Source organism: Escherichia sp. WS3227_2 (genome assembly GCF_046486495.1).
GTDB lineage: Bacteria > Pseudomonadota > Gammaproteobacteria > Enterobacterales > Enterobacteriaceae > Escherichia > Escherichia coli.
The window spans coordinates 400,549-425,267 of record NZ_JBJQLG010000001.1 but is presented as its reverse complement, the minus strand read 5'-3'; the positions used below and the strand labels follow the sequence as shown (position 1 = coordinate 425,267).

Annotated in this window: 18 protein-coding genes; 13 read left to right on the top strand and 5 right to left on the bottom strand. The window is 51.7% G+C overall.

Annotated features, from left to right (window positions below; all coding sequences use genetic code 11):
- The first annotated feature begins 10 nt into the window (after positions 1–10).
- Together lptF and lptG are read left to right on the top strand one after the other, a co-directional pair.
- On the top strand, positions 11–1,081 hold the full coding sequence (gene lptF, locus ACJHXB_RS02050) for an LPS export ABC transporter permease LptF (protein WP_000779627.1): 1,071 nt from the start codon (positions 11–13) through the stop codon (positions 1,079–1,081).
- Positions 1,078–2,157 carry an LPS export ABC transporter permease LptG gene (gene lptG, locus ACJHXB_RS02045; protein WP_001315007.1) on the top strand — a complete coding sequence of 360 codons (1,080 nt, stop codon included), beginning with the start codon at positions 1,078–1,080 and terminating at the stop codon, positions 2,155–2,157. The genes lptF and lptG overlap by 4 nt, the downstream gene beginning before the upstream one ends.
- A gap of 34 nt (positions 2,158–2,191) precedes the next feature.
- Here lptG and spt read toward each other — a convergent pair whose 3' ends face one another.
- Genes spt through ACJHXB_RS02025 form a run of 4 tightly spaced genes read right to left on the bottom strand, consistent with a single transcriptional unit; the run spans position 2,192 to position 6,279 of the window.
- A complete protein-coding gene (spt, locus tag ACJHXB_RS02040; protein WP_000524936.1) occupies positions 2,192–3,364 on the bottom strand; it encodes a serine palmitoyltransferase in 1,173 nt (390 codons plus the stop codon).
- Positions 3,364–3,612 (bottom strand): acyl carrier protein, encoded by a 249-nt coding sequence (locus tag ACJHXB_RS02035; protein ID WP_000248097.1) that lies wholly within the window; start codon positions 3,610–3,612, stop codon positions 3,364–3,366. The genes spt and ACJHXB_RS02035 overlap by 1 nt, the downstream gene beginning before the upstream one ends.
- A gap of 31 nt (positions 3,613–3,643) precedes the next feature.
- Positions 3,644–4,558: an NAD-dependent epimerase/dehydratase family protein gene (locus ACJHXB_RS02030; protein WP_001077121.1), complete on the bottom strand. Its 915-nt coding sequence runs from the start codon at positions 4,556–4,558 to the stop codon at positions 3,644–3,646.
- The gene (locus ACJHXB_RS02025; protein ID WP_020240221.1) at positions 4,555–6,279 is read right to left on the bottom strand and encodes a fatty acyl-AMP ligase; all 1,725 of its coding nucleotides are present in this window, start codon (positions 6,277–6,279) and stop codon (positions 4,555–4,557) included. Before ACJHXB_RS02025 ends, ACJHXB_RS02030 begins: the two co-directional genes overlap by 4 nt.
- A gap of 371 nt (positions 6,280–6,650) precedes the next feature.
- Here ACJHXB_RS02025 and yghO point away from each other — a divergent pair, with 371 nt between their 5' ends.
- The gene (gene yghO / locus ACJHXB_RS02020) at positions 6,651–7,793 is read left to right on the top strand and encodes a protein YghO (RefSeq protein WP_001469246.1); all 1,143 of its coding nucleotides are present in this window, start codon (positions 6,651–6,653) and stop codon (positions 7,791–7,793) included.
- A 6-nt stretch (positions 7,794–7,799) separates the two neighbouring features.
- On the opposite strand, the gene glcC is transcribed toward yghO, so the two are convergent.
- A complete protein-coding gene (gene glcC / locus ACJHXB_RS02015) occupies positions 7,800–8,564 on the bottom strand; it encodes a transcriptional regulator GlcC (RefSeq protein ID WP_001308066.1) in 765 nt (254 codons plus the stop codon).
- A 250-nt stretch (positions 8,565–8,814) separates the two neighbouring features.
- Here glcC and glcD point away from each other — a divergent pair, with 250 nt between their 5' ends.
- From glcD to gspC, 10 genes are all read left to right on the top strand, one after another.
- Entirely contained in the window at positions 8,815–10,314 is a 1,500-nt protein-coding gene (glcD, locus tag ACJHXB_RS02010; protein ID WP_000026117.1) for a glycolate oxidase subunit GlcD, read from the top strand.
- Complete coding sequence (gene glcE, locus ACJHXB_RS02005; RefSeq protein ID WP_023308320.1) at positions 10,314–11,366, top strand: glycolate oxidase subunit GlcE; 1,053 nt, start codon at positions 10,314–10,316, stop codon at positions 11,364–11,366. The genes glcD and glcE overlap by 1 nt, the downstream gene beginning before the upstream one ends.
- A gap of 10 nt (positions 11,367–11,376) precedes the next feature.
- Positions 11,377–12,600, top strand: coding sequence for a glycolate oxidase subunit GlcF (glcF, locus tag ACJHXB_RS02000; protein ID WP_001194675.1), 1,224 nt, complete (start codon positions 11,377–11,379; stop codon positions 12,598–12,600).
- Positions 12,601–12,604: 4 nt separating this feature from the next.
- Positions 12,605–13,009 (top strand): GlcG family protein, encoded by a 405-nt coding sequence (locus ACJHXB_RS01995; protein ID WP_000853256.1) that lies wholly within the window; start codon positions 12,605–12,607, stop codon positions 13,007–13,009.
- Between the two features lie 21 nt (positions 13,010–13,030).
- A complete protein-coding gene (gene glcB / locus ACJHXB_RS01990; RefSeq protein WP_000084113.1) occupies positions 13,031–15,202 on the top strand; it encodes a malate synthase G in 2,172 nt (723 codons plus the stop codon).
- A gap of 354 nt (positions 15,203–15,556) precedes the next feature.
- Positions 15,557–17,239, top strand: a complete 1,683-nt coding sequence (glcA, locus tag ACJHXB_RS01985) for a glycolate permease GlcA (RefSeq protein ID WP_000259302.1) — start codon at positions 15,557–15,559, stop codon at positions 17,237–17,239.
- A 484-nt stretch (positions 17,240–17,723) separates the two neighbouring features.
- The gene (gene sslE / locus ACJHXB_RS01980) at positions 17,724–22,292 is read left to right on the top strand and encodes a lipoprotein metalloprotease SslE (RefSeq protein WP_001034485.1); all 4,569 of its coding nucleotides are present in this window, start codon (positions 17,724–17,726) and stop codon (positions 22,290–22,292) included.
- A gap of 155 nt (positions 22,293–22,447) precedes the next feature.
- Positions 22,448–23,257 (top strand): prepilin peptidase PppA, encoded by an 810-nt coding sequence (gene pppA / locus ACJHXB_RS01975; RefSeq protein WP_000895877.1) that lies wholly within the window; start codon positions 22,448–22,450, stop codon positions 23,255–23,257.
- 65 nt (positions 23,258–23,322) lie between these two features.
- On the top strand, positions 23,323–23,733 hold the full coding sequence (gene gspS2, locus ACJHXB_RS01970; RefSeq protein ID WP_001309757.1) for a type II secretion system pilot lipoprotein GspS-beta: 411 nt from the start codon (positions 23,323–23,325) through the stop codon (positions 23,731–23,733).
- A 17-nt stretch (positions 23,734–23,750) separates the two neighbouring features.
- On the top strand, positions 23,751–24,710 hold the full coding sequence (gene gspC / locus ACJHXB_RS01965) for a type II secretion system protein GspC (protein WP_024185228.1): 960 nt from the start codon (positions 23,751–23,753) through the stop codon (positions 24,708–24,710).
- Positions 24,711–24,719 lie beyond the last annotated feature (9 nt).

The window sequence follows — 24,719 nt, the reverse complement described above, 5'->3', positions numbered from 1 at the left end:
CGTTAGCGAGATGAAGCTGGTTGAACACTACATCATGCGTGGTACGCGCCGTCTGGTGCTGATTATCGTCGGGTTTCTGATCTTTATTTTCGCCAGCTACTCCGCACAGCGTTATCTGACCGAAGCGGCAAATGGGACATTAGCTCTTGATGTTGTGCTGGATATCGTTTTCTACAAAGTGCTGATTGCACTGGAGATGCTGTTACCTGTTGGACTATATGCTTCAGTTGGCGTGACGCTAGGGCAAATGTATACCGACTCGGAAATTACCGCTATCTCCGCGGCGGGGGGCAGTCCGGGACGCTTGTACAAAGCCGTTCTTTATCTGGCGATACCGCTAAGTATTTTTGTCACCCTTCTGTCGATGTATGGTCGTCCGTGGGCTTATGCGCAGATTTATCAACTGGAGCAACAGTCACAGTCGGAGCTGGATGTTCGCCAGTTGCGGGCAAAGAAATTTAACACTAACGATAACGGACGAATGATCCTTTCGCAGACGGTTGATCAGGATAATAATCGCCTGACTGACGCGCTGATTTATACTTCTACTGCCAATCGAACCCGCATTTTCCGCGCCCGTTCGGTTGATGTGGTTGACCCATCACCTGAGAAACCGACTGTTATGTTGCACAACGGCACTGCCTATCTTCTCGATCATCAGGGGCGTGACGACAACGAACAGATCTACCGTAATCTGCAATTACATCTGAATCCGCTGGATCAAAGCCCTAACGTCAAACGCAAAGCGAAATCGGTCACGGAGCTGGCGCGCTCCGTCTTTCCAGCCGATCATGCCGAACTGCAATGGCGACAAAGCCGTGGCCTGACAGCATTGTTGATGGCGCTGCTGGCCATTTCATTAAGTCGGGTAAAACCGCGGCAAGGGCGATTTTCAACATTATTGCCACTGACGTTGCTGTTTATTGCCATTTTTTATGGCGGCGACGTCTGCCGTACGCTGGTGGCTAACGGCGCGATTCCCCTCATTCCTGGTTTGTGGTTAGTACCCGGACTCATGCTAATGGGCCTGCTGATGCTGGTCGCACGCGACTTCTCTTTGCTGCAGAAATTTTCCCGATGAATGTTTTCAGTCGCTATTTAATCCGTCATCTCTTTCTCGGTTTTGCCGCCGCCGCAGGGCTATTGCTGCCGCTTTTTACCACCTTCAACCTGATTAACGAACTGGATGATGTCAGCCCGGGCGGTTATCGCTGGACTCAGGCGGTGCTGGTGGTGCTGATGACCTTACCGCGTACACTGGTCGAACTTTCGCCGTTTATCGCATTATTGGGAGGGATTGTTGGCCTGGGGCAGTTATCGAAAAACAGTGAGCTTACCGCCATTCGCAGCACTGGGTTTTCTATCTTCCGTATTGCACTGGTGGCGCTGGTTGCCGGGATATTGTGGACTGTTTCGTTAGGCGCGATAGATGAGTGGGTGGCGTCGCCATTGCAGCAACAGGCGCTGCAAATCAAATCGACTGCCACCGCGTTGGGGGAGGACGATGACATTACCGGCAATATGCTTTGGGCCAGGCGCGGTAATGAATTTGTGACGGTGAAATCGCTGAACGAGCAGGGCCAGCCTGTGGGCGTGGAGATATTTCATTATCGCGACGATCTCTCGCTCGAATCCTACATTTTTGCACGCAGTGCCTCCATTGAAGACGACAAAACATGGATCCTGCATGGTGTGAATCATAAAAAATGGTTGAATGGCAAAGAAACGCTGGAAACATCAGATAATCTTGCCTGGCAATCGGCCTTCACCAGTATGAATCTTGAAGAGTTATCGATGCCGGGAAATACTTTTTCTGTCCGTCAACTTAATCATTACATCCATTATTTGCAGGAAACTGGGCAACCCAGCAGCGAATACCGCCTTGCACTGTGGGAAAAACTGGGACAACCCATCCTGACCCTGGCGATGATTTTGCTGGCTGTGCCGTTTACCTTTAGTGCCCCGCGTTCGCCTGGGATGGGTAGCCGTCTCGCTGTAGGCGTCATCGTGGGCTTACTTACCTGGATCAGCTATCAAATCATGGTCAATCTGGGATTGCTATTTGCGTTGAGCGCACCTGTTACCGCGCTCGGTTTACCGGTAGCGTTTGTGCTGGTGGCGTTGAGCCTGGTGTATTGGTATGACAGACAACATTAAACCCGCCGTGGCGCAACACCACAGCGGGCTCACATTACTGCTTCAGAGTAGCGAACGCTTGAATGATGGCATCAATTTGCTCACGACTGTGGGCAGCGTTTACGCTACAGCGCAGCAGCGTGATGCCTGCAGGCGCGGCAGGTGGCAGGATAAGATTCACATAAACGCCCAGCGAAATAAGCTCGCGCCAGATGCGTAAACCTTCCTCTTTCGAACCGATTATTACTGGCACTACCGGGCTAATATGTGAACTTAACTCATAATCCAGTTTTTGCAGACCGTCATACAGATGGTTGGCATTATCCATCAGCTTTTGCCGCAACTCTGGTTGTGAGGCAATGGTTCTTAACGACGAGCGCACGGTCGCAATGCAGGACGGAGAAGGAGAGGCGGTAAAAATATACGGGCGGCTGCCGTAGCGCAACACTTCCATCGCTTCCGAACCGACAGCAAAACCGCCAATCGAGGCCAGACTTTTACTGAAGGTACCAACGATAATATCCACATCATCTTCAACGCCAACGGCTTCAGCCAGTCCGCGCCCCGTTGCGCCTAACACGCCAAACGAATGCGCTTCATCGACAATCAAATAACCACCGAGACGACGTTTGATATCAACAATTTCCGCCAGCGGCGCAACGTCACCGAGCATACTGTAGATGCCTTCAACGATGATAATCGCCTCTTTTGCCCGTTCACCGAGGCGAACCATGCGCCGTTCCAGATCTTTAGCATCGTTATGGCGGAAACGAATAATTTCCGCGCCACCGAGAGAACAGGCGTCATAAATACTGGCGTGGCTGTCGGCATCCAGTAACACCACGGCGTTATGGTCGGCAAGTGCGCTGATGACGCCTAAATTAGCGGTATAACCGGTTGAAAAAACGATAGCGGTAGGGCGATTAAAAAACTCGGCGATCTCTTTCTCTAACGCCAGATGCGGCGCATAACTGCCGTTTGCCATACGAGAACCGGTGGTGCCGGTGCCTTGGGCCGCTAACGCTGCCTGACCTTCGGCGATGGCATCATGATTAAAGGTTAAACCGAGATAATTATTGGTCCCGGCCAGAATCACTTTTTTATTGCCAATCCGACCTTCGGTGGCGGAATACACTTCATCAATACAGGTGCCAAACGGTGTTAACCCGTTGTCACTAAATTGCAGTCGCTCGCCAGCAAGGCGCGCATATTTATCGTATAGCCCCATTATTTATTCTCCAGCCATGGAAGTAGTGTTTCCATTAATTGCGCAGGGGTTTTGACATCCAGCAGAATATTAATAGGAATGGAAATATCGAATCTGTCTTCCAGCATCATTAAGAGATCCATCACTTTGATCGACTCCAGGCCAAGATCGTTGACGAGATCGCTGTCGGGCTTAATTTCCACACCGTTTTCGACCAAATCCTGTAAACAGGAAAGGATGTAATCCATTACTATTTCACGATTTACCATAGAAACGTTAACACACCTTTAAACAAGACAATCAAAATAGCCCGTTGCGTAATGCGTGTTCCAGGCTAATCCCGGGAAACCAATTAATATCTTCAGAAATACGGTTATTATTTGCCGACCAGTCGGCGTGGGTTAATTCACGAATTTTCGAGCGGGTCAGCATAGGTTCTTTACCTGCCAGGCGACTCAACGCAGTACTGATATCCGCAAGGCAGGTGAGTACCGACAGAGGAATACCAACCATTCGAACGGAACCGCAACGGGCGTCGGCGGCAAGCTGTCTTACGCGTTGCCAGTCATAGCCGCCGGCGACGCCATCGCATAATTCATAGGTTTGCGTCTGTACAGTTTCGGCGCTTAACCACTGCCCCACGGCTTGCGCGAAATCGGTGACGTGCAGGAAAGAGAGCTGTGTATCTGGCGCACCAAGTCGTGGCAGTAGGCCGCGCAGCATCCAGTCAAACAGCGGTTTTAACTCTTTATCGCCGGGACCATACACGGCTGTCGGGCGAAAAATGCCCAGCGTAATTTCGTCAGCCATTGCGGTCAGCCGTTGTTCGGCGACGTGTTTGGAATTTGCGTACCAGGAGAGTTCGGGATGGCGCGCCGCCAGCGAAGAGATAAACAGAAAACGTTGGCAAAAGCCGCTCTCTTTTGCCGCTTGCATCAGTCGCAGGCTGCCGTCAACGTTACAGCGGGTAAAAATCTCTTCTTTGTGCCCGCGCACTTGTCCGGCGCAATGGACCACCGCGCTGGCTCCGGCAACCAGTTCGCTAAGTGAATGAGTATCTTCCAGAGAACCGCGCACCCAGATGAGATTGTCATTGACGTGAGCGCGGGCAGTACGCGTCAATGCGCGAACGTGAAAGCCGCGGGCGAGCAGGTTATCGATAATATATTTACCGATAAACCCGGTAGCGCCCGTCACCGCGACAGTTTGATTCATGCCAGGGATTCCTGCACATGAAGGCTTGCAGCATAAGCCTTCTGATAACGTTTTTTCGCTTCCGCACGGGCAGGCTTGCCGGAGGACGTTCGGGGAATACTGTGGGGCGGCAACAGATCGATAGCCGCGGTCACGCCAAATTCGCTTTGGATCCGTGCTGCCAGCGCGTGGATAAGCTGCCCGCGACGTTCTTCATCGCTGATCCGACACTGGATCTGCAAAATGATTTTTTCCTGGGCGGTAACAAAAGCAATCGCATCGCCAGAATGAATTTCCGGTTCCTGTTCCGCAATATATTCAATATCCTGCGGCCAGATATTACGGCCACGAATAATAATCAGATCTTTAATGCGTCCGGTGACATACAGATAACCGTCCAGCAGATAACCGAGGTCGCCGGTGTCTAACCAGCCCGTCGCGGCAATCTCGTCTTGTGAAATCTGGTCGCCAAAGTAACCGCTCATCAGGCTGGGGCCGGAGATGCAAATATGGCCTACCACACGTTCCGCGACCGGCATACCTGCTTCATTGCGGATTTCAATGCCATGTTCCGGCAACGCTTTACCGCAGTTGACGAAAGTCGATACGGCGCGTGTTTCAGCATCCGGCGCGACGGCTTTGCCCTGATATTCGAGGATGTCGCGATCCACTTCGTTAACCACAACCCCGGAAGCTTCATCAGAGAAGCTGACAGCCAGCGCATTTTCTGCCAGTCCGTAGCACGGCATGAAAGTTTTATCGTCAAAGTTGACCTGACGGAAACATTCAGCGAATTGATGGAGTTGTTCTGCGGAGATGGGTTCTGCACCAATACCAGCGACGCGCCAGCAGGAAAGATCCAGTTCAGCGAGATCTTTTTCATTCACGCGGCGCTGGCACAATTCATAGCCAAACGGCGGCGCAACGGAAACGGTGCCGCGATTTTTACTGATCAATTTAAGCCATTGCAGAGGACGCATGGCAAAATCCTGAGTGCGCAAATAATCTACTGAAAGCTGCGTGGCGACGGGGGTCAGGAGAAAGCCGACCAGTCCCATATCATGGTAGAAAGGCAGCCAGGAGACGCAGCGGTCGCCAGGGCGTAATTTAATGCCATCGTGGCTTATAGCACGTAGATTAGCCATCACTTCGCGATGGGTGATAATGACGCCACGGGGAAAACGGGTGCTGCCGGAAGTGTACTGGAGGTAGGCGATATCGTTCGGAACTGGACGCTGGAGCGCAACATCGGCTTCCGGTAATGTCTTAAACCAGGCGTGGCTTAAAACATGTAATTCGGGGTTGTTGTTATGCGTCGCGGCATTGACCAGCGGTAACCACTCATCACCAGTGATAATGGCTGCGGGCTGGCAACTTGCCAGTAAACCCTGCAGTTTGGCGCTCCAGGAATCCCGCTGACCGACGCCCATTGGAATCGCCAACGGGACGGCGACTAAGCCGGCATACTGGCAGGAAAAAAAAGCCTCTACGAACCCGCTACTGGTTTCGGCAATCAGCGCCACGCGATCGCCTTTTTTCAGGTTCAGCGATAACAACCGCTTCGCACCAGCTTCGGCACGCGCTTTTAACGTCTGATATTCCAGTTGATCTTCAAGTTGGCAACGTCTGTCATAAAAATTCATTCCGGCGCTACTCAGAGCGGCGTAGTCCAAAGCATCAACCAGCGTTGGAAAATCGGCATAGCGCATAGGTAGGGAATGCGTAAAGATTTTATTAGACATATACACCACGAAAAAATTGGATATCAAAAATAAAATGACAATAATGCGGTGGATTATATAGGCATAAAAGATAAATGAGATAGTATTTTCATCAGTGTGAAAATGAACATTGATTTAAATAATGAGTTTGAGTTTTTTTGTTTTTATTGTGAATGATATTTAATTTGTGAATATATTAAGAAGAAGCCTTGTCCGGTCGCCTTAAATCGACAAAAGGCATTGTGGCGCTTCTGTGTAGTCTCTAACCTTATCGTAATCATTAATAAATACTATTTATTCGTCGTTTGTATTCATTGGGTTGATTATTAAGGTGCCGTTCGTTGCTGTTGCAATCTGTTTGTCACCGTTAATTATTTGTTATCCACAGAGATATGGAATGCGATCTGCTGATGATTAAAATTGAAAAAGTAATTAATAAAAATGACCTTAAGGCATTTATCGCTTTTCCGTCATCACTTTATCCCGATGATCCAAACTGGATACCCCCTTTATTCATTGAACGCAGCGAGCATTTGTCTACGAAGAATCCGGGGACGGACCATATCATCTGGCAGGCGTGGGTGGCAAAAAAAGCCGGGCAGATAGTTGGGCGAATTACCGCGCAAATCGATACCTTGCACCGTGAGCGTTACGGCGAAGATACCGGTCATTTCGGCATGATTGACGCCATTGATGATCCGCAGGTTTTTGCCGCGTTGTTTGGCGCAGCGGAAGCGTGGTTGAAGTCACAAGGTGCAAGTAAGATCAGCGGGCCTTTCAGCCTGAATATCAATCAGGAAAGCGGATTACTGATTGAAGGTTTTGACACACCACCCTGTGCGATGATGCCACATGGCAAACCGTGGTATGCCGCGCATATTGAACAATTGGGTTATCACAAAGGCATTGATTTACTGGCGTGGTGGATGCAGCGAACCGATCTCACTTTCTCTCCGGCGCTAAAAAAACTGATGGATCAGGTGCGTAAGAAGGTGACCATTCGCTGCATCAATCGCCAGCGGTTTGCCGAAGAGATGCAGATCCTGCGTGAGATTTTCAACTCTGGCTGGCAGCACAACTGGGGATTTGTGCCGTTTACCGAACATGAATTCGCGACCATGGGCGATCAACTTAAATATCTGGTGCCGGACGATATGATCTACATCGCTGAGATTGATTCTGCACCCTGCGCGTTTATTGTCGGCTTGCCAAACATCAACGAGGCGATTGCCGATCTGAACGGATCGCTCTTTCCCTTCGGCTGGGCAAAATTGCTGTGGCGTTTAAAAGTCAGCGGTGTGCGAACTGCGCGAGTACCGCTGATGGGCGTGCGGGACGAGTATCAGTTTAGCCGCATCGGCCCGGTGATTGCGCTGTTATTGATTGAAGCCTTACGCGATCCGTTTGCCCGCCGGAAGATCGATGCGCTGGAAATGTCATGGATCCTCGAAACCAATACAGGCATGAATAACATGCTGGAACGCATTGGGGCGGAGCCGTACAAGCGTTACCGATTGTATGAAAAGCAGATTTAATACCAGCTAACTCTGGTTCATCTCCAGCGGCACCGCCGAGCGAATCAAATGGTGACCTTCCAGCTCGATATCGTGGAGATTCTTTTTCACGGTCCGCACATGATCGCGTGCTGCGCGCTGGGCGACGTGCGGCAGCCGCTGCAACACCGCGTTGTAGATCCGCGCATGCTGGCGATCGATCTGCTTTTTTTGCTGTGGTCGATGGTAGAGATTATTTACGCTGGCAAACACTGAATTAAACATCAAGTCGGTCAATGATTGCAGTGTAAACACCAGCACCTGATTGTGAGAAGCCTGACAAATGGCGAGATGGAAAGCGTGATCCAACTGCGCATGTTCGATCAGCGAAATCTCTTTGTTGTTCTCACTGGCGGCGAGCATTTTTTCATAACAGCGGGTTATCACAACAAAATCAGCCTGGGTTCCCAGCGTTGCCGCCAGCCTTGCCGATTCGCCCTCCAGTAATGCGCGAACGTCGAGCAGATCATACAGCGTTCGCGGCTGCGTACTGAACAGATGGATCAGCGGGCTGGTGTCCTGCACCCGATTAAGCCGTGCGACACGAGAATCGCGACCCTGCGCTGTTTCAATAATCCCGCGCCCGCGCAGCACGGTCAGCCCTTCACGCAGTGCGGAGCGTGAGAAGCCGAGCTTTTCACACAGTCGACGTTCCGAGGGAAGCGGCTGACCGACCTTCAGTACGCCGTCGATAATTAACCGTTCGATACTCTCTGCAACCACTTCGCAAATAGGGCGACGTTCATCTTTCATTCCCGGACCTCGTGCACAGGTAGGACCAATTTTTCTGTTCTTAACTCGCAAAACACGCACATCACGTAAGTGATTATGTTACATCAATTTAACATTAAGTTAACCAAGACAAGGTCACAGAGCTGGAAAAAAAATGGTCTGACCGGTAGCTAAAGAGATAGACGAAAACGAAAAGCCCGCTTAATAACTGTTCACAGAAGCAGCGCGCAAAAATCAGCTGCCACACAACACAACAAAGCGAAGCCTACTCATGAGCATCTTGTACGAAGAGCGTCTTGATGGCGCTTTACCCGATGTCGACCGCACATCGGTACTGATGGCACTGCGTGAGCATGTCCCTGGACTGGAGATCCTGCATACCGATGAGGAGATCATTCCTTACGAGTGTGACGGGTTGAGCGCGTATCGCACGCGTCCATTACTGGTTGTTCTGCCTAAGCAAATGGAACAGGTGACAGCGATTCTGGCTGTTTGTCACCGCCTGCGTGTACCGGTGGTGACCCGTGGTGCAGGCACCGGGCTTTCTGGTGGCGCGCTGCCGCTGGAAAAAGGTGTGTTGTTGGTGATGGCGCGCTTTAAAGAGATCCTCGACATTAACCCCGTTGGTCGCCGCGCGCGCGTGCAGCCGGGCGTGCGTAACCTGGCGATCTCCCAGGCCGTTGCGCCGCATAATCTCTATTACGCGCCGGATCCTTCCTCACAAATCGCCTGTTCGATTGGCGGCAACGTGGCGGAAAATGCCGGTGGCGTTCACTGCCTGAAATATGGTCTGACCGTACATAACCTGCTGAAAATTGAAGTGCAAACGCTGGACGGCGAGGCGCTGACGCTGGGATCGGATGCGCTGGATTCGCCTGGTTTTGACCTGCTGGCGCTGTTCACCGGATCGGAAGGTATGCTCGGCGTGACCACCGAAGTGACGGTAAAACTGCTGCCGAAGCCGCCCGTGGCGCGGGTTCTGTTAGCCAGCTTTGACTCGGTAGAAAAAGCCGGACTTGCGGTTGGTGACATCATCGCCAATGGCATTATCCCCGGCGGGCTGGAGATGATGGATAACCTGTCGATCCGCGCAGCGGAAGATTTTATTCATGCCGGTTATCCCGTCGACGCCGAAGCGATTTTGTTATGCGAGCTGGACGGCGTGGAGTCTGACGTACAGGAGGACTGCGAGCGGGTTAACGACATCTTGCTGAAAGCGGGCGCGACTGACGTCCGTCTGGCACAGGACGAAGCAGAGCGCGTACGTTTCTGGGCCGGTCGCAAAAATGCGTTCCCGGCGGTAGGACGTATCTCCCCGGATTACTACTGCATGGATGGCACCATCCCGCGCCGCGCCCTGCCTGGCGTACTGGAAGGCATTGCCCGTTTATCGCAGCAATATGATTTACGTGTTGCTAACGTCTTTCATGCCGGAGATGGCAACATGCACCCGTTAATCCTTTTCGATGCCAACGAACCCGGTGAATTTGCCCGCGCGGAAGAGCTGGGCGGGAAGATCCTCGAACTCTGCGTTGAAGTTGGCGGCAGCATCAGTGGGGAACATGGCATCGGGCGAGAAAAAATCAATCAAATGTGCGCCCAGTTCAACAGCGATGAAATCACGACCTTCCATGCGGTCAAGGCGGCGTTTGACCCCGATGGTTTGCTGAACCCTGGGAAAAACATTCCCACGCTACACCGCTGTGCTGAATTTGGTGCCATGCATGTGCATCACGGTCATTTACCTTTCCCTGAACTGGAGCGTTTCTGATGCTACGCGAGTGTGATTACAGCCAGGCGCTGCTGGAGCAGGTGAATCAGGCGATTAGCGATAAAACGCCGCTGGTGATTCAGGGCAGCAATAGCAAAGCCTTTTTAGGTCGTCCTGTCACCGGGCAAACGCTGGATGTGCGTTGTCATCGAGGCATTGTTAATTACGACCCGACCGAGCTGGTGATAACCGCGCGTGCCGGAACGCCGCTGGTAGCCATTGAAGCGGCGCTGGAGAGCGCCGGGCAAATGCTCCCCTGCGAGCCGCCGCATTATGGTGAAGAAGCCACCTGGGGCGGGATGGTCGCCTGCGGGCTGGCGGGGCCGCGTCGCCCGTGGAGCGGTTCGGTCCGCGATTTTGTCCTCGGCACGCGCATCATTACCGGCACTGGAAAACATCTGCGTTTTGGTGGCGAGGTGATGAAAAACGTTGCCGGATACGATCTCTCACGGTTAATGGCCGGAAGCTACGGTTGTCTTGGCGTGCTCACTGAAATCTCGATGAAAGTGTTACCGCGACCGCGCGCCTCCCTGAGTCTGCGTCGGGAAATCAGCCTGCAAGAAGCCATGAATGAAATCGCCCAGTGGCAACTCCAGCCATTACCCATTAGTGGCTTATGTTACTTCGACAATGCGTTGTGGATCCGCCTTGAGGGCGGCGAAGGATCGGTAAAAGCAGCGCGTGAACTGCTGGGTGGCGAAGAGGTTGCGGGTCAGTTCTGGCAGCAATTGCGTGAACAACAACTGCCGTTCTTCTCGTTACCAGGTACCTTATGGCGCATTTCCTTACCCAGCGATGCGCCGATGATAGATTTACCCGGCGAGCAACTGATCGACTGGGGCGGGGCGCTACGCTGGCTGAAATCGACAGCCGATGACAATCAAATCCATCGCATCGCCCGCAACGCTGGCGGTCATGCGACCCGCTTTAGTGCCGGAGATGGTGGTTTTGCCCCGCTACCGGCTCCTTTATTCCGCTATCACCAGCAGCTTAAACAGCAGCTCGACCCTTGCGGCGTGTTTAATCCCGGTCGCATGTACGCGGAGCTTTAAGGAGCAGGCTATGCAAACCCAATTAACCGAAGAGATGCGGCAGAACGCGCGGGCGCTGGAAGCCGACAGCATCCTGCGCGCCTGTGTTCACTGCGGATTTTGTACCGCAACCTGCCCAACCTATCAGCTCCTGGGCGATGAACTGGACGGGCCGCGCGGGCGCATCTATCTGATTAAACAGGTGCTGGAAGGCAACGAAGTCACGCTTAAAACACAGGAGCATCTCGATCGCTGTCTCACTTGCCGCAATTGTGAAACCACCTGTCCTTCTGGTGTGCGCTATCACAATTTGCTGGATATCGGGCGTGATATTGTCGAGCAGAAAGTGAAACGCCCACTGCCGGAGCGAATGCTGCGCGAAGGATTGCGCCAGGTAGTGCCGCGTCCGGCGGTCTTCCGTGCGCTGACGCAGGTAGGGCTGGTGCTGCGACCGTTTTTACCGGAACAGGTCAGAGCAAAACTGCCTGCTGAAACCGTGAAAGCTAAACCGCGTCCACCGCTGCGCCATAAGCGTCGGGTTTTAATGCTGGAAGGCTGCGCCCAGCCTACGCTTTCGCCCAACACCAACGCGGCAACTGCGCGAGTGCTGGATCGTCTGGGGATCAGCGTCATGCCAGCTAACGAAGCAGGCTGTTGTGGCGCGGTGGACTATCATCTTAATGCGCAAGAGAAAGGGCTGGCGCGGGCGCGCAATAATATTGATGCCTGGTGGCCCGCGATTGAAGCAGGTGCCGAGGCAATTTTGCAAACCGCCAGCGGTTGTGGCGCGTTTGTCAAAGAGTATGGGCAGATGCTGAAAAACGATGCGTTGTATGCCGATAAAGCGCGTCAGGTCAGTGAGCTGGCGGTCGATTTAGTCGAACTTCTGCGCGAGGAACCGCTGGAAAAACTGGCAATTCGCGGCGATAAAAAACTGGCCTTCCACTGCCCGTGTACCCTGCAACATGCGCAAAAGCTGAACGGCGAAGTGGAAAAAGTGTTACTTCGTCTTGGATTTACCTTAACGGACGTTCCCGACAGCCATCTGTGCTGCGGTTCAGCGGGAACATATGCGTTAACGCATCCCGATCTGGCGCGCCAGCTGCGGGATAACAAAATGAATGCGCTGGAAAGCGGCAAACCGGAAATGATCGTCACCGCCAACATTGGTTGCCAGACGCATCTGGCGAGCGCCGGTCGTACCTCTGTGCGTCACTGGATTGAAATTGTAGAACAAGCCCTTGAAAAGGAATAACAAAATGAAAACTAAAGTCATTCTTAGCCAGCAAATGGCGAGTGCAATTATTGCCGCAGGTCAGGAAGAGGCTCAGAAAAACAACTGGTCAGTTTCCATTGCTGTTGCCGATGACGGCGGTCATCTGCTGGCGTTAAGTCGCATGGACGATTGCGCGCCGATTGCGGCTTACATCTCCCAGGAGAAAGCGCGTACCGCCGCGCTGGGGCGTCGTGAAACTAAGGGCTATGAAGAGATGGTGAACAACGGACGTACCGCGTTCGTGACTGCGCCGTTACTGACGTCGCTGGAAGGCGGCGTACCGGTTGTTGTGGATGGGCAAATTATTGGTGCCGTGGGCGTTTCTGGTTTAACCGGAGCACAGGATGCGCAGGTCGCGAAAGCGGCAGCAGCGGTGTTGGCGAAATAAGCGAAAACGAGGAGAGAAACAATGAGTCAAACCATAACCCAGGGCCGTTTACGCATTGACGCCAATTTTAAACGTTTTGTGGATGAAGAGGTTTTGCCGGGCGTGGAACTGGATGCTGCCGCGTTCTGGCGCAATGTTGATGAGATTGTTCACGATCTGGCACCAGAAAATCGTCAGTTGCTGGCAGAGCGCGATCGCATTCAGGCGGCGCTTGATGAGTGGCATCGCAGCAATCCGGGGCCGGTAAAAGATAAAGCGGCCTATAAATCTTTCCTGCGTGAACTGGGCTACCTGGTGCTGCAACCGGAGCATGTGACGGTGGAAACTACGGGCATCGACAGCGAAATCACCAGCCAGGCGGGGCCACAGCTGGTGGTTCCGGCGATGAATGCCCGCTACGCGCTGAACGCGGCGAACGCGCGCTGGGGCTCACTGTACGATGCGTTATACGGCAGCGACATCATCCCGCAGGAAGGGGCGATGGTCAGCGGCTACGATCCGCAGCGCGGTGAGCAGGTTATCGCCTGGGTTCGGCGTTTCCTCGATGAATCTCTACCGCTGGAAAAAGGCAGCTATCAGGATGTGGTGGCGTTTAAGGTGGTCGATAAACTATTACGCATCCAGTTGAAAAATGGTAAAGAAACCACGTTACGTACTCCAGCACAGTTTGTCGGTTACCGTGGCGATGCCGCTGCGCCGACCTGCATTTTGCTGAAAAATAACGGCCTGCATATTGAGCTGCAAATTGATGCCAACGGACGGATTGGCAAAGACGATCCGGCGCATATCAACGATGTTATCGTCGAAGCGGCCATCAGTACCATTCTCGACTGCGAAGATTCGGTCGCGGCGGTTGATGCGGAAGATAAAATCCTGTTGTACCGCAACCTGCTGGGCCTGATGCAGGGGACTCTGCAAGAGAAAATGGAAAAAAACGGTCGGCAAATCGTGCGTAAACTGAATGACGATCGTCATTACACCGCCGCCGATGGCTCTGAAATTTCTCTGCACGGACGCTCGCTGCTGTTTATCCGCAACGTGGGTCATTTGATGACCATTCCTGTGATTTGGGACAGCGAAGGCAATGAAATCCCGGAAGGCATTCTTGATGGCGTCATGACTGGCGCGATTGCCCTCTATGATTTAAAAGTGCAGAAAAACTCGCGCACTGGCAGCGTCTATATTGTGAAACCGAAAATGCACGGTCCGCAGGAAGTGGCGTTCGCCAACAAACTGTTTACCCGCATTGAGACAATGCTCGGTATGGCACCGAATACCCTGAAAATGGGCATTATGGATGAAGAACGCCGGACCTCGCTGAACTTGCGTAGCTGTATCGCTCAGGCGCGTAACCGCGTGGCGTTCATCAATACCGGTTTCCTCGACCGTACCGGCGATGAAATGCATTCGGTGATGGAAGCTGGCCCGATGCTGCGTAAAAACCAGATGAAATCGACGCCGTGGATCAAAGCCTACGAACGTAATAACGTGCTTTCCGGTCTGTTCTGTGGGCTGCGCGGTAAAGCGCAAATCGGTAAAGGCATGTGGGCAATGCCGGACCTGATGGCAGACATGTACAGCCAGAAGGGCGACCAACTGCGTGCCGGGGCAAACACAGCCTGGGTTCCGTCACCAACCGCTGCTACGCTCCATGCGCTGCACTACCACCAAACCAACGTACAGAGCGTGCAAGCCAACATTGCCCAGACCGAGTTCAATGCTGAATTTGAACCGCTGCTGGACGATCTGCTGACTATTCCGGTGGCTGAAAACGCTAACTGGTCGGTGGAAGAGATCCAACAAGAGCTGGATAACAACGTGCAGGGGATTCTGGGGTACGTGGTGCGTTGGGTGGAGCAGGGGATTGGTTGTTCAAAAGTGCCGGATATTCACAACGTGGCGCTGATGGAAGACCGCGCAACGCTGCGTATCTCCAGCCAGCATATCGCCAACTGGTTACGTCACGGTATTCTGACCAAAGAACAGGTGCAGGCGTCGCTGGAGAATATGGCGAAAGTGGTTGATCAGCAAAACGCTGGCGATCCGGCTTATCGTCCGATGGCGGGAAATTTCGCTAACTCGTGTGCTTTTAAAGCTGCCAGCGATTTAATCTTCCTCGGCGTGAAACAGCCAAACGGCTATACCGAACCGTTATTACACGCCTGGCGTTTACGCGAAAAAGAAAGTCATTAATAGCGTCAAAAAAGCCCCGGCAAGTTTTATTGTCGGGGCTATGATAGTAACTGCGGTAGTACATTTATCCCGGAAATAACCGGAGCGATTATCAGGGTTTAACAATATTAAATACCCGTAGCGCATTACTAGCGGGCCTAAAACAACAATATGGACATCTTAACGATACTCTGCGCCTGCGTGTGCGGAACAGAAACCCTTACCCGATATACTTGTTATGCCAGAGGTAGCAATTGCGTTAGCGGCGTACTGTTGCTGTAAAGTATAACGCCTATATTTTACAGTTCAGTCCTCTTTTGCTTATTACAACCTTAAGTATATCAAGCATATAAAGATAACAAGAGACTGAACAATATGGTTACCTGGACCCAAATGTATATGCCGATGGGAGGACTGGGGCTATCCGCTCTGGTCGCCCTGATCCCGATAATATTCTTCTTCGTTGCACTCGCGGTATTACGTCTGAAAGGACATGTCGCTGGAGCAATAACCCTTATATTATCTATCCTGATTGCAATATTCGCCTTTAAAATGCCGATTGATATGGCATTTGCTGCTGCGGGCTATGGCTTTATTTATGGATTATGGCCTATTGCGTGGATTATTGTTGCGGCGGTGTTCCTCTATAAATTAACCGTTGCCAGCGGTCAGTTCGATATTATCCGCAGCTCGGTTATCTCCATCACTGACGATCAGCGTTTGCAGGTGTTACTGATTGGTTTCTCCTTTGGCGCGCTGCTGGAAGGGGCGGCTGGCTTTGGTGCGCCGGTGGCGATTACCGGTGCGCTGCTGGTGGGCCTGGGCTTCAAACCGTTATACGCGGCGGGGCTGTGTCTGATTGCCAATACTGCGCCGGTGGCGTTTGGTGCGTTGGGCGTGCCGATTCTGGTCGCCGGTCAGGTAACGGGAATCGATCCGTTCCACATTGGCGCAATGGCGGGACGTCAGTTACCGTTCCTGTCGGTTCTTGTACCGTTCTGGCTGGTAGCAATGATGGACGGCTGGAAAGGGGTGAAAGAGACGTGGCCAGCGGCGCTGGTTGCTGGGGGAAGCTTCGCTGTCACGCAGTTCTTTACCTCTAACTATATTGGTCCGGAACTGCCGGATATTACTTCGGCGCTGGTGAGTATCGTCTCACTCGCTTTATTCCTTAAAGTCTGGCGGCCGAAAAATACCGAAACGGCAATCAGCATGGGACAATCCGCAGGAGCGATGGTGGTGAATAAACCATCTTCTGGCGGTCCCGTGCCTTCAGAATATAGTCTGGGGCAAATCATTCGTGCGTGGTCACCGTTTTTAATCTTAACGGTGCTGGTCACCATCTGGACCATGAAGCCGTTTAAAGCGTTATTTGCTCCGGGCGGCGCGTTTTATTCACTGGTGATTAATTTCCAGATCCCTCATTTGCATCAACAAGTGTTGAAAGCGGCACCCATTGTCGCCCAACCAACGCCAATGGATGCGGTGTTTAAATTCGACCCTCTCTCGGCTGGCGGCACCGCTATTTTTATTGCGGCGATTATCTCTATCTTCATCCTCGGCGTGGGCATCAAGAAAGGGATTGGCGTCTTTGCCGAAACGCTAATTAGTCTGAAGTGGCCGATATTGTCGATTGGCATGGTGCTGGCGTTCGCCTTCGTCACCAACTATTCCGGTATGTCCACCACGCTGGCGCTGGTACTGGCAGGTACAGGCGTGATGTTCCCGTTCTTTTCGCCATTCCTCGGCTGGCTGGGGGTATTCCTTACCGGCTCGGACACCTCCTCTAACGCCCTGTTTGGTTCACTGCAATCGACCACGGCGCAGCAAATCAACGTCTCTGACACACTGCTGGTGGCAGCAAATACCAGTGGCGGCGTAACTGGCAAGATGATCTCCCCGCAATCTATCGCCGTGGCCTGCGCCGCGACGGGCATGGTGGGCCGGGAATCTGAACTGTTCCGCTACACCGTGAAGCACAGTCTGATTTTTGCCAGCGTTATCGGCATTATCACGCTGTTGCAGGCGTATGTGTTTACTGGGATGTTAGTCTCGTAAATCAATAATGCCGGATGATCGTTAATATCATCCGGCTTCATTTACATTATTCTGTCTTATTAATTAAAAATTATTTCTCGCTTTATTATCCATGCGGCAATAATGTTTTGTGTTTAGATAACCTGCTAAATAATTAAGATCGTGAGAACATCTATTTTTTATCACGCAAAACAAGTCTGTACTAATTATGTTCGCTTGATGAGCAAACACCGTTCTATCTGTTGCTTTTGCAATCTTAATCGTTAAAACTACCAACGAATTTATATAGTTACGTTGTGAAAAGTTGTTAATTTTTTGTTTAATGAAATTTCGTAACAATCACCAGCCAGACATCGAATAGGGGTTATTCTTATAAATTTCACCTGCTTTGCTATCAATGATGCCGTTTTATTAAGAATGGAGGAAGTTATTAGAGAAGATAAAGCATAAAACTATTTCTCCCAGTTACGAATTTTTTAACATTGTTTTGTCACTTGCGTTATTAATGAATAAGAAATTTAAATATAAGAAATCGCTTTTAGCGGCTATTTTGAGTGCAACCCTGTTAGCCGGTTGTGATGGCGGTGGTTCCGGATCTTCCTCCGATACGCCGCCTGTAGATTCTGGAACAGGGTCTTTGCCGGAAGTGAAACCTGATCCAACACCAAACCCGGAGCCGACGCCTGAGCCAACGCCGGACCCAGAACCTACGCCGGAACCGACACCTGATCCAGAGCCAGAACCGGAGCCAGAACCTGTTCCTACGAAAACGGGTTATCTGACCCTGGGCGGAAGCCAGCGGGTAACTGGTGCTACCTGTAATGGTGAATCCAGCGATGGCTTTACTTTTACACCTGGCAACACCGTGAGTTGTGTCGTTGGCAGTACGACCATTGCAACTTTCAACACCCAGTCAGAAGCTGCGCGTAGCCTGCGTGCGGTTGACAAAGTGTCGTTTAGTCTGGAGGACGCGCAGGAGCTGGCGAATTCTGAAAATAAGAAAACCAACGCCATCTCTCTGGTGACGTCCAGCGACAGTTGCCCCGCAGATGCAGAACAGCTTTGTCTTACTTTCTCGTCAGTGGTTGATCGCGCGCGATTTGAAAAACTGTATAAGCAAATTGATCTGGCAACAGACAATTTCAGCAAGCTGGTCAATGAAGAGGTGGAAAACAATGCTGCGACTGATAAAGCGCCGTCCACCCATACCTCAACGGTAGTGCCAGTCACGACAGAGGGAACAAAACCGGATCTGAACGCGTCCTTCGTGTCGGCTAACGCGGAACAGTTTTATCAGTATCAACCCACTGAAATCATTCTTTCCGAAGGCCAACTGGTGGATAGCCTGGGGAACGGTGTTGCTGGCGTCAACTACTACACCAATTCAGGCCGTGGCGTGACAGGGGAAAATGGTGAATTTTCCTTTAGCTGGGGCGAAACCATCTCCTTTGGTATCGATACCTTTGAACTGGGGTCAGTGCGCGGCAATAAGTCGACCATTGCATTGACTGAACTGGGTGATGAAGTTCGCGGGGCGAATATCGATCAGCTTATTCATCGCTATTCGACGACCGGGCAAAATAATACCCGTGTTGTTCCGGACGATGTACGCAAGGTCTTTGCCGAATATCCCAACGTGATCAACGAGATTATCAATCTCTCGTTATCCAACGGTGCGACGCTGGATGAAGGTGAGCAAGTTGTTAATCTGCCAAACGAATTTATTGAGCAGTTTAAGACGGGTCAAGCCAAAGAGATCGATACCGCGATTTGTGCGAAAACCGACGGTTGTAACGAGGCTCGCTGGTTCTCGCTGACGACGCGCAATGTTAATGACGGCCAGATTCAGAGTGTTATCAACAAGCTGTGGGGCGTGGATACGAACTATCAGTCTGTCAGCAAGTTCCACGTCTTCCATGACTCTACCAACTTCTATGGCAGCACCGGTAACGCGCGCGGTCAGGCGGTGGTGAATATCTCCAACGCGGCATTCCCGATTCTGATGGCGCGTAATGATAAAAACTACTGGCTGGCCTTCGGTGAAAAACGCGCCTGGGATAAAAATGAGCTGGCGTACATTACGGAAGCGCCTTCCATTGTGCAGCCAGAGAACGTTACGCGCGATACCGCGACCTTCAACCTGCCGTTTATTTCGCTGGGGCAAGTCGGCGACGGGAAACTGATGGTTATCGGTAACCCGCACTACAACAGCATTTTGCGTTGCCCTAATGGTTACAGTTGGAACGGGGGCGTTAATAAAGACGGGCAGTGTACGCTCAGCGGTGATTCTGATGACATGAAGCACTTTATGCAGAACGTACTGCGCTATCTGTCCGACGATAAATGGACGCCGGACGCGAAAGCCAGCATGACCGTAGGCACCAACCTGGATACCGTCTATTTCAAACGTCATGGTCAGGTTACAGGAAATAGTGCTGCGTTCGGCTTCCATCCGGATTTTGCGGGTATCTCAGTTAAACATTTGACCAGCTATGGTGATCTAAATCCGGAAGAAGTTCCGTTGCTGATCCTCAACGGCTTTGAATATGTGACTCAGTGGTCTGGCGATCCCTATGCTGTGCCTCTGCGTGCAGATACCAGCAAACCGAAGCTGACTCAGCAGGATGTGACTGATCTGATCGCCTATCTGAACAAAGGCGGTTCGGTGCTGATCATGGAAAACGTGATGAGCAATCTTAAGGAAGAGAGCGCGTCCAGTTTTGTGCGTCTGCTGGATGCCGCGGGTCTGTCAATGGCTCTGAACAAATCGGTGGTGAACAACGATCCGCAGGGTTATCCGAACCGCGTGCGCCAGCGCCGAGCGGATGGCATTTGGGTTTATGAACGTTATCCGGTTGTGGAAGGTGCGCTGCCGTACACCATTAATTCTGAGACAGGCGAAGTTACCTGGAAATATCAGATTGATAACAAACCTGATAAGAAACCGAAGCTGGAAGTTGCCAGTTGGCAAGAAGAGGTTGATGGTGAACAAGTAACTCAATACGCGTTTATTGATGAAGCCGACTACAAAACGCCTGAGTTGCTGGCTGCGGCGAAGAAGAGAATTCTGGATGCGTTCCCTGGGCTGGAAGAGTGTAAGGATCCTGACTATCACTATGAGGTCAACTGCCTCGAATACCGTCCAGGCACGGGGGTTCCTGTAACGCCAGAGAATAATACTGGCATGTTTGTTCCACGCTATACGCAACTGAATCTTGACGCCGACACTGCGAAAGCGATGGTGCAGGCTGCAGATTTAGGCACCAACATTCAGCGTCTGTATCAACATGAGCTTTATTTCCGTACTAAAGGCAGTAAAGGCGAGCGTCTGAGCAGCGTCGATCTGGAACGTCTGTACCAGAACATGTCGGTCTGGCTGTGGAATGAAATTGAATATAGCTATGACAGCAGCAAAAATGACGAGCTGGGCTTTAAAACGTTCACCGAGTTCCTGAACTGCTATACCAACGATGCCTATACCGATGGCACACAGTGCTCCGCAGATCTGAAAAAATCGCTGGTCGATAACAACATGATCTACGGTGACGGTAGCAGCAAAGCGGGCATGATGAACCCGAGCTATCCACTCAACTATATGGAAAAACCGCTGACGCGCCTGATGCTGGGCCGTTCCTGGTGGGATCTGAACATTAAGGTTGATGTGGAGAAGTACCCAGGAGCGGTATCTGTAGGGGGAGAAGAGGTTACTGAAACCATCAGCCTGTACTCGAATCCGACCAAATGGTTTGCAGGTAACATGCAGTCAACTGGCCTGTGGGCACCGGCTCAGAAAGAGGTCACCATTAAGTCCAATGCGAACGTTCCTGTGACCGTCACCGTGGCGCTGGCTGACGACCTGACCGGACGTGAGAAGCATGAAGTTGCGCTGAACCGTCCGCCAAGAGTGACTAAAACGTACTCTCTGGACGCTAGCGGTACGGTGAAGTTCAAGGTGCCTTACGGTGGCCTGATTTATATCAAAGGCAATAGCTCTACCAATGAATCTGCCAGCTTCACCTTTACTGGCGTGGTAAAAGCACCGTTCTATAAAGACGGCGCATGGAAAAACGATCTGAACTCTCCTGCCCCGCTGGGCGAACTGGAGTCTGCGTCGTTCGTCTATACCACACCGAAGAAGAACCTGAATGCCAGCAATTACACTGGCGGACTGGAGCAATTCGCTAAAGATCTGGATACCTTTGCCAGCTCGATGAATGACTTCTACGGTCGTAATGATGAAGACGGTAAGCACCGGATGTTTACCTATAAAAACTTGACGGGCCACAAGCATCGTTTCACCAACGATGTGCAGATCTCCATCGGTGATGCGCACTCTGGTTATCCGGTAATGAACAGCAGCTTCTCGACGAACAGCACCACGCTGCCGACGACGCCGCTGAACGACTGGCTGATCTGGCACGAAGTTGGTCACAACGCCGCCGAAACGCCGCTGACTGTTCCAGGCGCGACCGAAGTGGCGAACAACGTGCTGGCGCTGTACATGCAGGATCGCTATCTCGGCAAGATGAATCGTGTCGCTGACGATATTACCGTCGCACCGGAATATCTGGAGGAGAGCAACAACCAGGCATGGGCACGCGGCGGTGCGGGTGACCGTCTGCTGATGTACGCGCAGCTGAAGGAGTGGGCAGAGAAAAACTTTGATATCAAGAAATGGTATCCAGATGGCACTCCTCTGCCAGAGTTTTACAGCGAGCGTGAAGGGATGAAAGGCTGGAACCTGTTCCAGTTGATGCACCGTAAAGCGCGCGGCGATGAGGTTGGCAATAACAAGTTCGGCAGTAAGAACTACTGTGCTGAATCTAACGGTAACGCTGCCGACACGCTGATGCTGTGTGCCTCCTGGGTCGCCCAGACGGATCTTTCGGAGTTCTTTAAGAAATGGAATCCGGGCGCGAATGCTTACCAGTTGCCGGGAGCGACGGAGATGAGCTTCGAAGGCGGTGTGAGCCAGTCGGCTTACAACACGCTCGCGTCACTCGATCTGCCGAAACCGAAGCAAGGGCCGGAAACCATTAATAAGGTTACCGAATATTCGATGCCTGCTGAATAACCCGGATAAGGCGCTCGCGCCGCATCCGGCATGAAATAAGGCGCATCGGGTCAACACATATGCCCGATGCGCCAGCTTATCGGGCCTGGAGGAAAGCCATATGGCATACACCCGCAGGCCCGCATCCGGCAAATTACAACAAACAACCTTTAACCATGCTTTTTGATGTTTTTCAGCAATACCCCGCGGCGATGCCCGTCCTGGCTACCGTCGGAGGATTGATTATCGGCAGTTTTTTGAATGTGGTGATTTGGCGTTACCCTATCATGCTGCGCCAACAAATGGCGGAGTTTCACGGTGAAATGCCGAGTACGCAGTCAAAAATAAGCCTTGCGCTACCGCGTTCGCACTGCCCACATTGTCAGCAGACCATCCGGATACGTGACAATATACCGCTGCTCTCCTGGCTGATGCTCAAAGGGCGCTGCCGTGATTGTCAGGCGAAAATCAGCAAGCGTTATCCGTTGGTGGAGTTATTGACGGCACTCGCTTTTTTGCTGGCGAGCCTGGTGTGGCCGGAAAGTGGATGGGCGCTGGCGGTGATGATATTATCGGCCTGGCTGATTGCCGCGAGCATCATTGACCTCGATAACCAATGGCTGCCCGATGTTTTTACTCAGGGCGTATTGTGGACGGGACTAATTGCGGCATGGGTGCAGCAGAGCCCGCTCACGCTACAAGATGCAGTCACCGGCGTACTGGTGGGATTTATCACTTTTTACTCCCTGCGCTGGATAGCCGGAATAGTTCTGCGTAAAGAAGCATTAGGCATGGGCGATGTATTACTCTTCGCCGCTTTAGGTGGCTGGGTGGGGGCGTTATCACTGCCCAACGTTGCTTTAATCGCCTCATGCTGCGGCCTGATATATGCCGTTATTACAAAAAGAGGATCAACCACACTGCCTTTTGGACCGTGTTTAAGTCTGGGCGGTATAGCAACACTTTATCTACAGGCATTGTTTTAATGATAACAACGTCATTATCAAAGTGACATTTTAACTCTTATTAATAACCTTAGAGATTATTTACCATGTCGATAAAACAAATGCCAGGGAGGGTATTAATATCGCTATTGTTGAGCGTTACAGGATTATTAAGTGGCTGTGCCAGCCATAATGAAAATGCCAGTTTACTGGCGAAAAAACAGGCGCAAAATATCAGCCAAAACCTGCCGATTAAATCTGCGGGATATACCTTAGTGCTGGCGCAAAGTAGCGGCACGACGGTAAAAATGACCATTATCAGCGAAGCGGGTGCTCAGACCACGCAGACGCCTGATGCCTTTTTAACCAGCTATCAACGACAAATGTGCGCTGACCCGACGGTGAAATTAATGATTACCGAGGGAATTAATTACAGCATAACGATTAATGATACACGTACAGGTAACCAGTATCAGCGGAAACTGGATCGTACCACCTGTGGAATAGTCAAAGCATAACGTCGGGTAGATATAAATTGGCGCGGGTTGTTTTTCGTGACGCACGAATTTATCTCATTCAATGGCTGACAAAAATTCGTCACACTCTTAACCAGAGACAATCTCTTAATACAGACAAAGAGCATCTGCGAAAAATTGTACGCGCGATGTTCTGGCTGATGCTGCTTATTATTTCTGCAAAAGTGGCGCATTCACTCTGGCGCTATTTCTCCTTTTCTGCGGAATATACGGCGGTTTCCCCATCGGCGAATAAACCGCCCCGTGCAGATGCAAAAACGTTCGATAAAAATGACGTGCAATTAATCAGCCAGCAAAACTGGTTTGGCAAATATCAGCCCGTCGCCGCACCGGTAAAACAACCTGAACCTGTGCCTGTGGCAGAAACGCGTCTTAATGTGGTGCTGCGCGGGATCGCCTTTGGTGCCAGACCTGGCGCGGTTATTGAAGAAGGCGGCAAACAGCAGGTCTATTTGCAGGGGGAACGGCTTGGTTCTCACAACGCGGTGATTGAGGAAATCAACCGCGACCATGTGATGCTGCGTTATCAGGGAAAAATAGAGCGCCTGAGCCTGGCTGAAGAGGAGCGTCCCACCGTTGCCGTGACCAACAAAAAAGCTGTCAGTGACGAAGCAAAGCAAGCTGTTGCTGAACCTGCTGTCAGTGCGCCAATTGAGATCCCGACTGCCGTGCGTCAGGCACTGGCGAAAGATCCGCAGAAAATTTTTAACTATATCCAGCTTACGCCTGTGCGTAAGGAGGGGATTGTCGGTTATGCAGTGAAGCCGGGGGCAGATCGTTCTCTGTTCGATGCCAGCGGTTTCAGGGAAGGCGATATCGCCATTGCGCTAAATCAGCAGGATTTCACTGATCCACGAGCAATGATTGCTCTGATGCGGCAGTTACCTTCAATGGATTCCATTCAACTTACGGTTTTACGCAAGGGTGCGCGCCACGACATTTCCATCGCGCTGCGCTAACCGCATTTA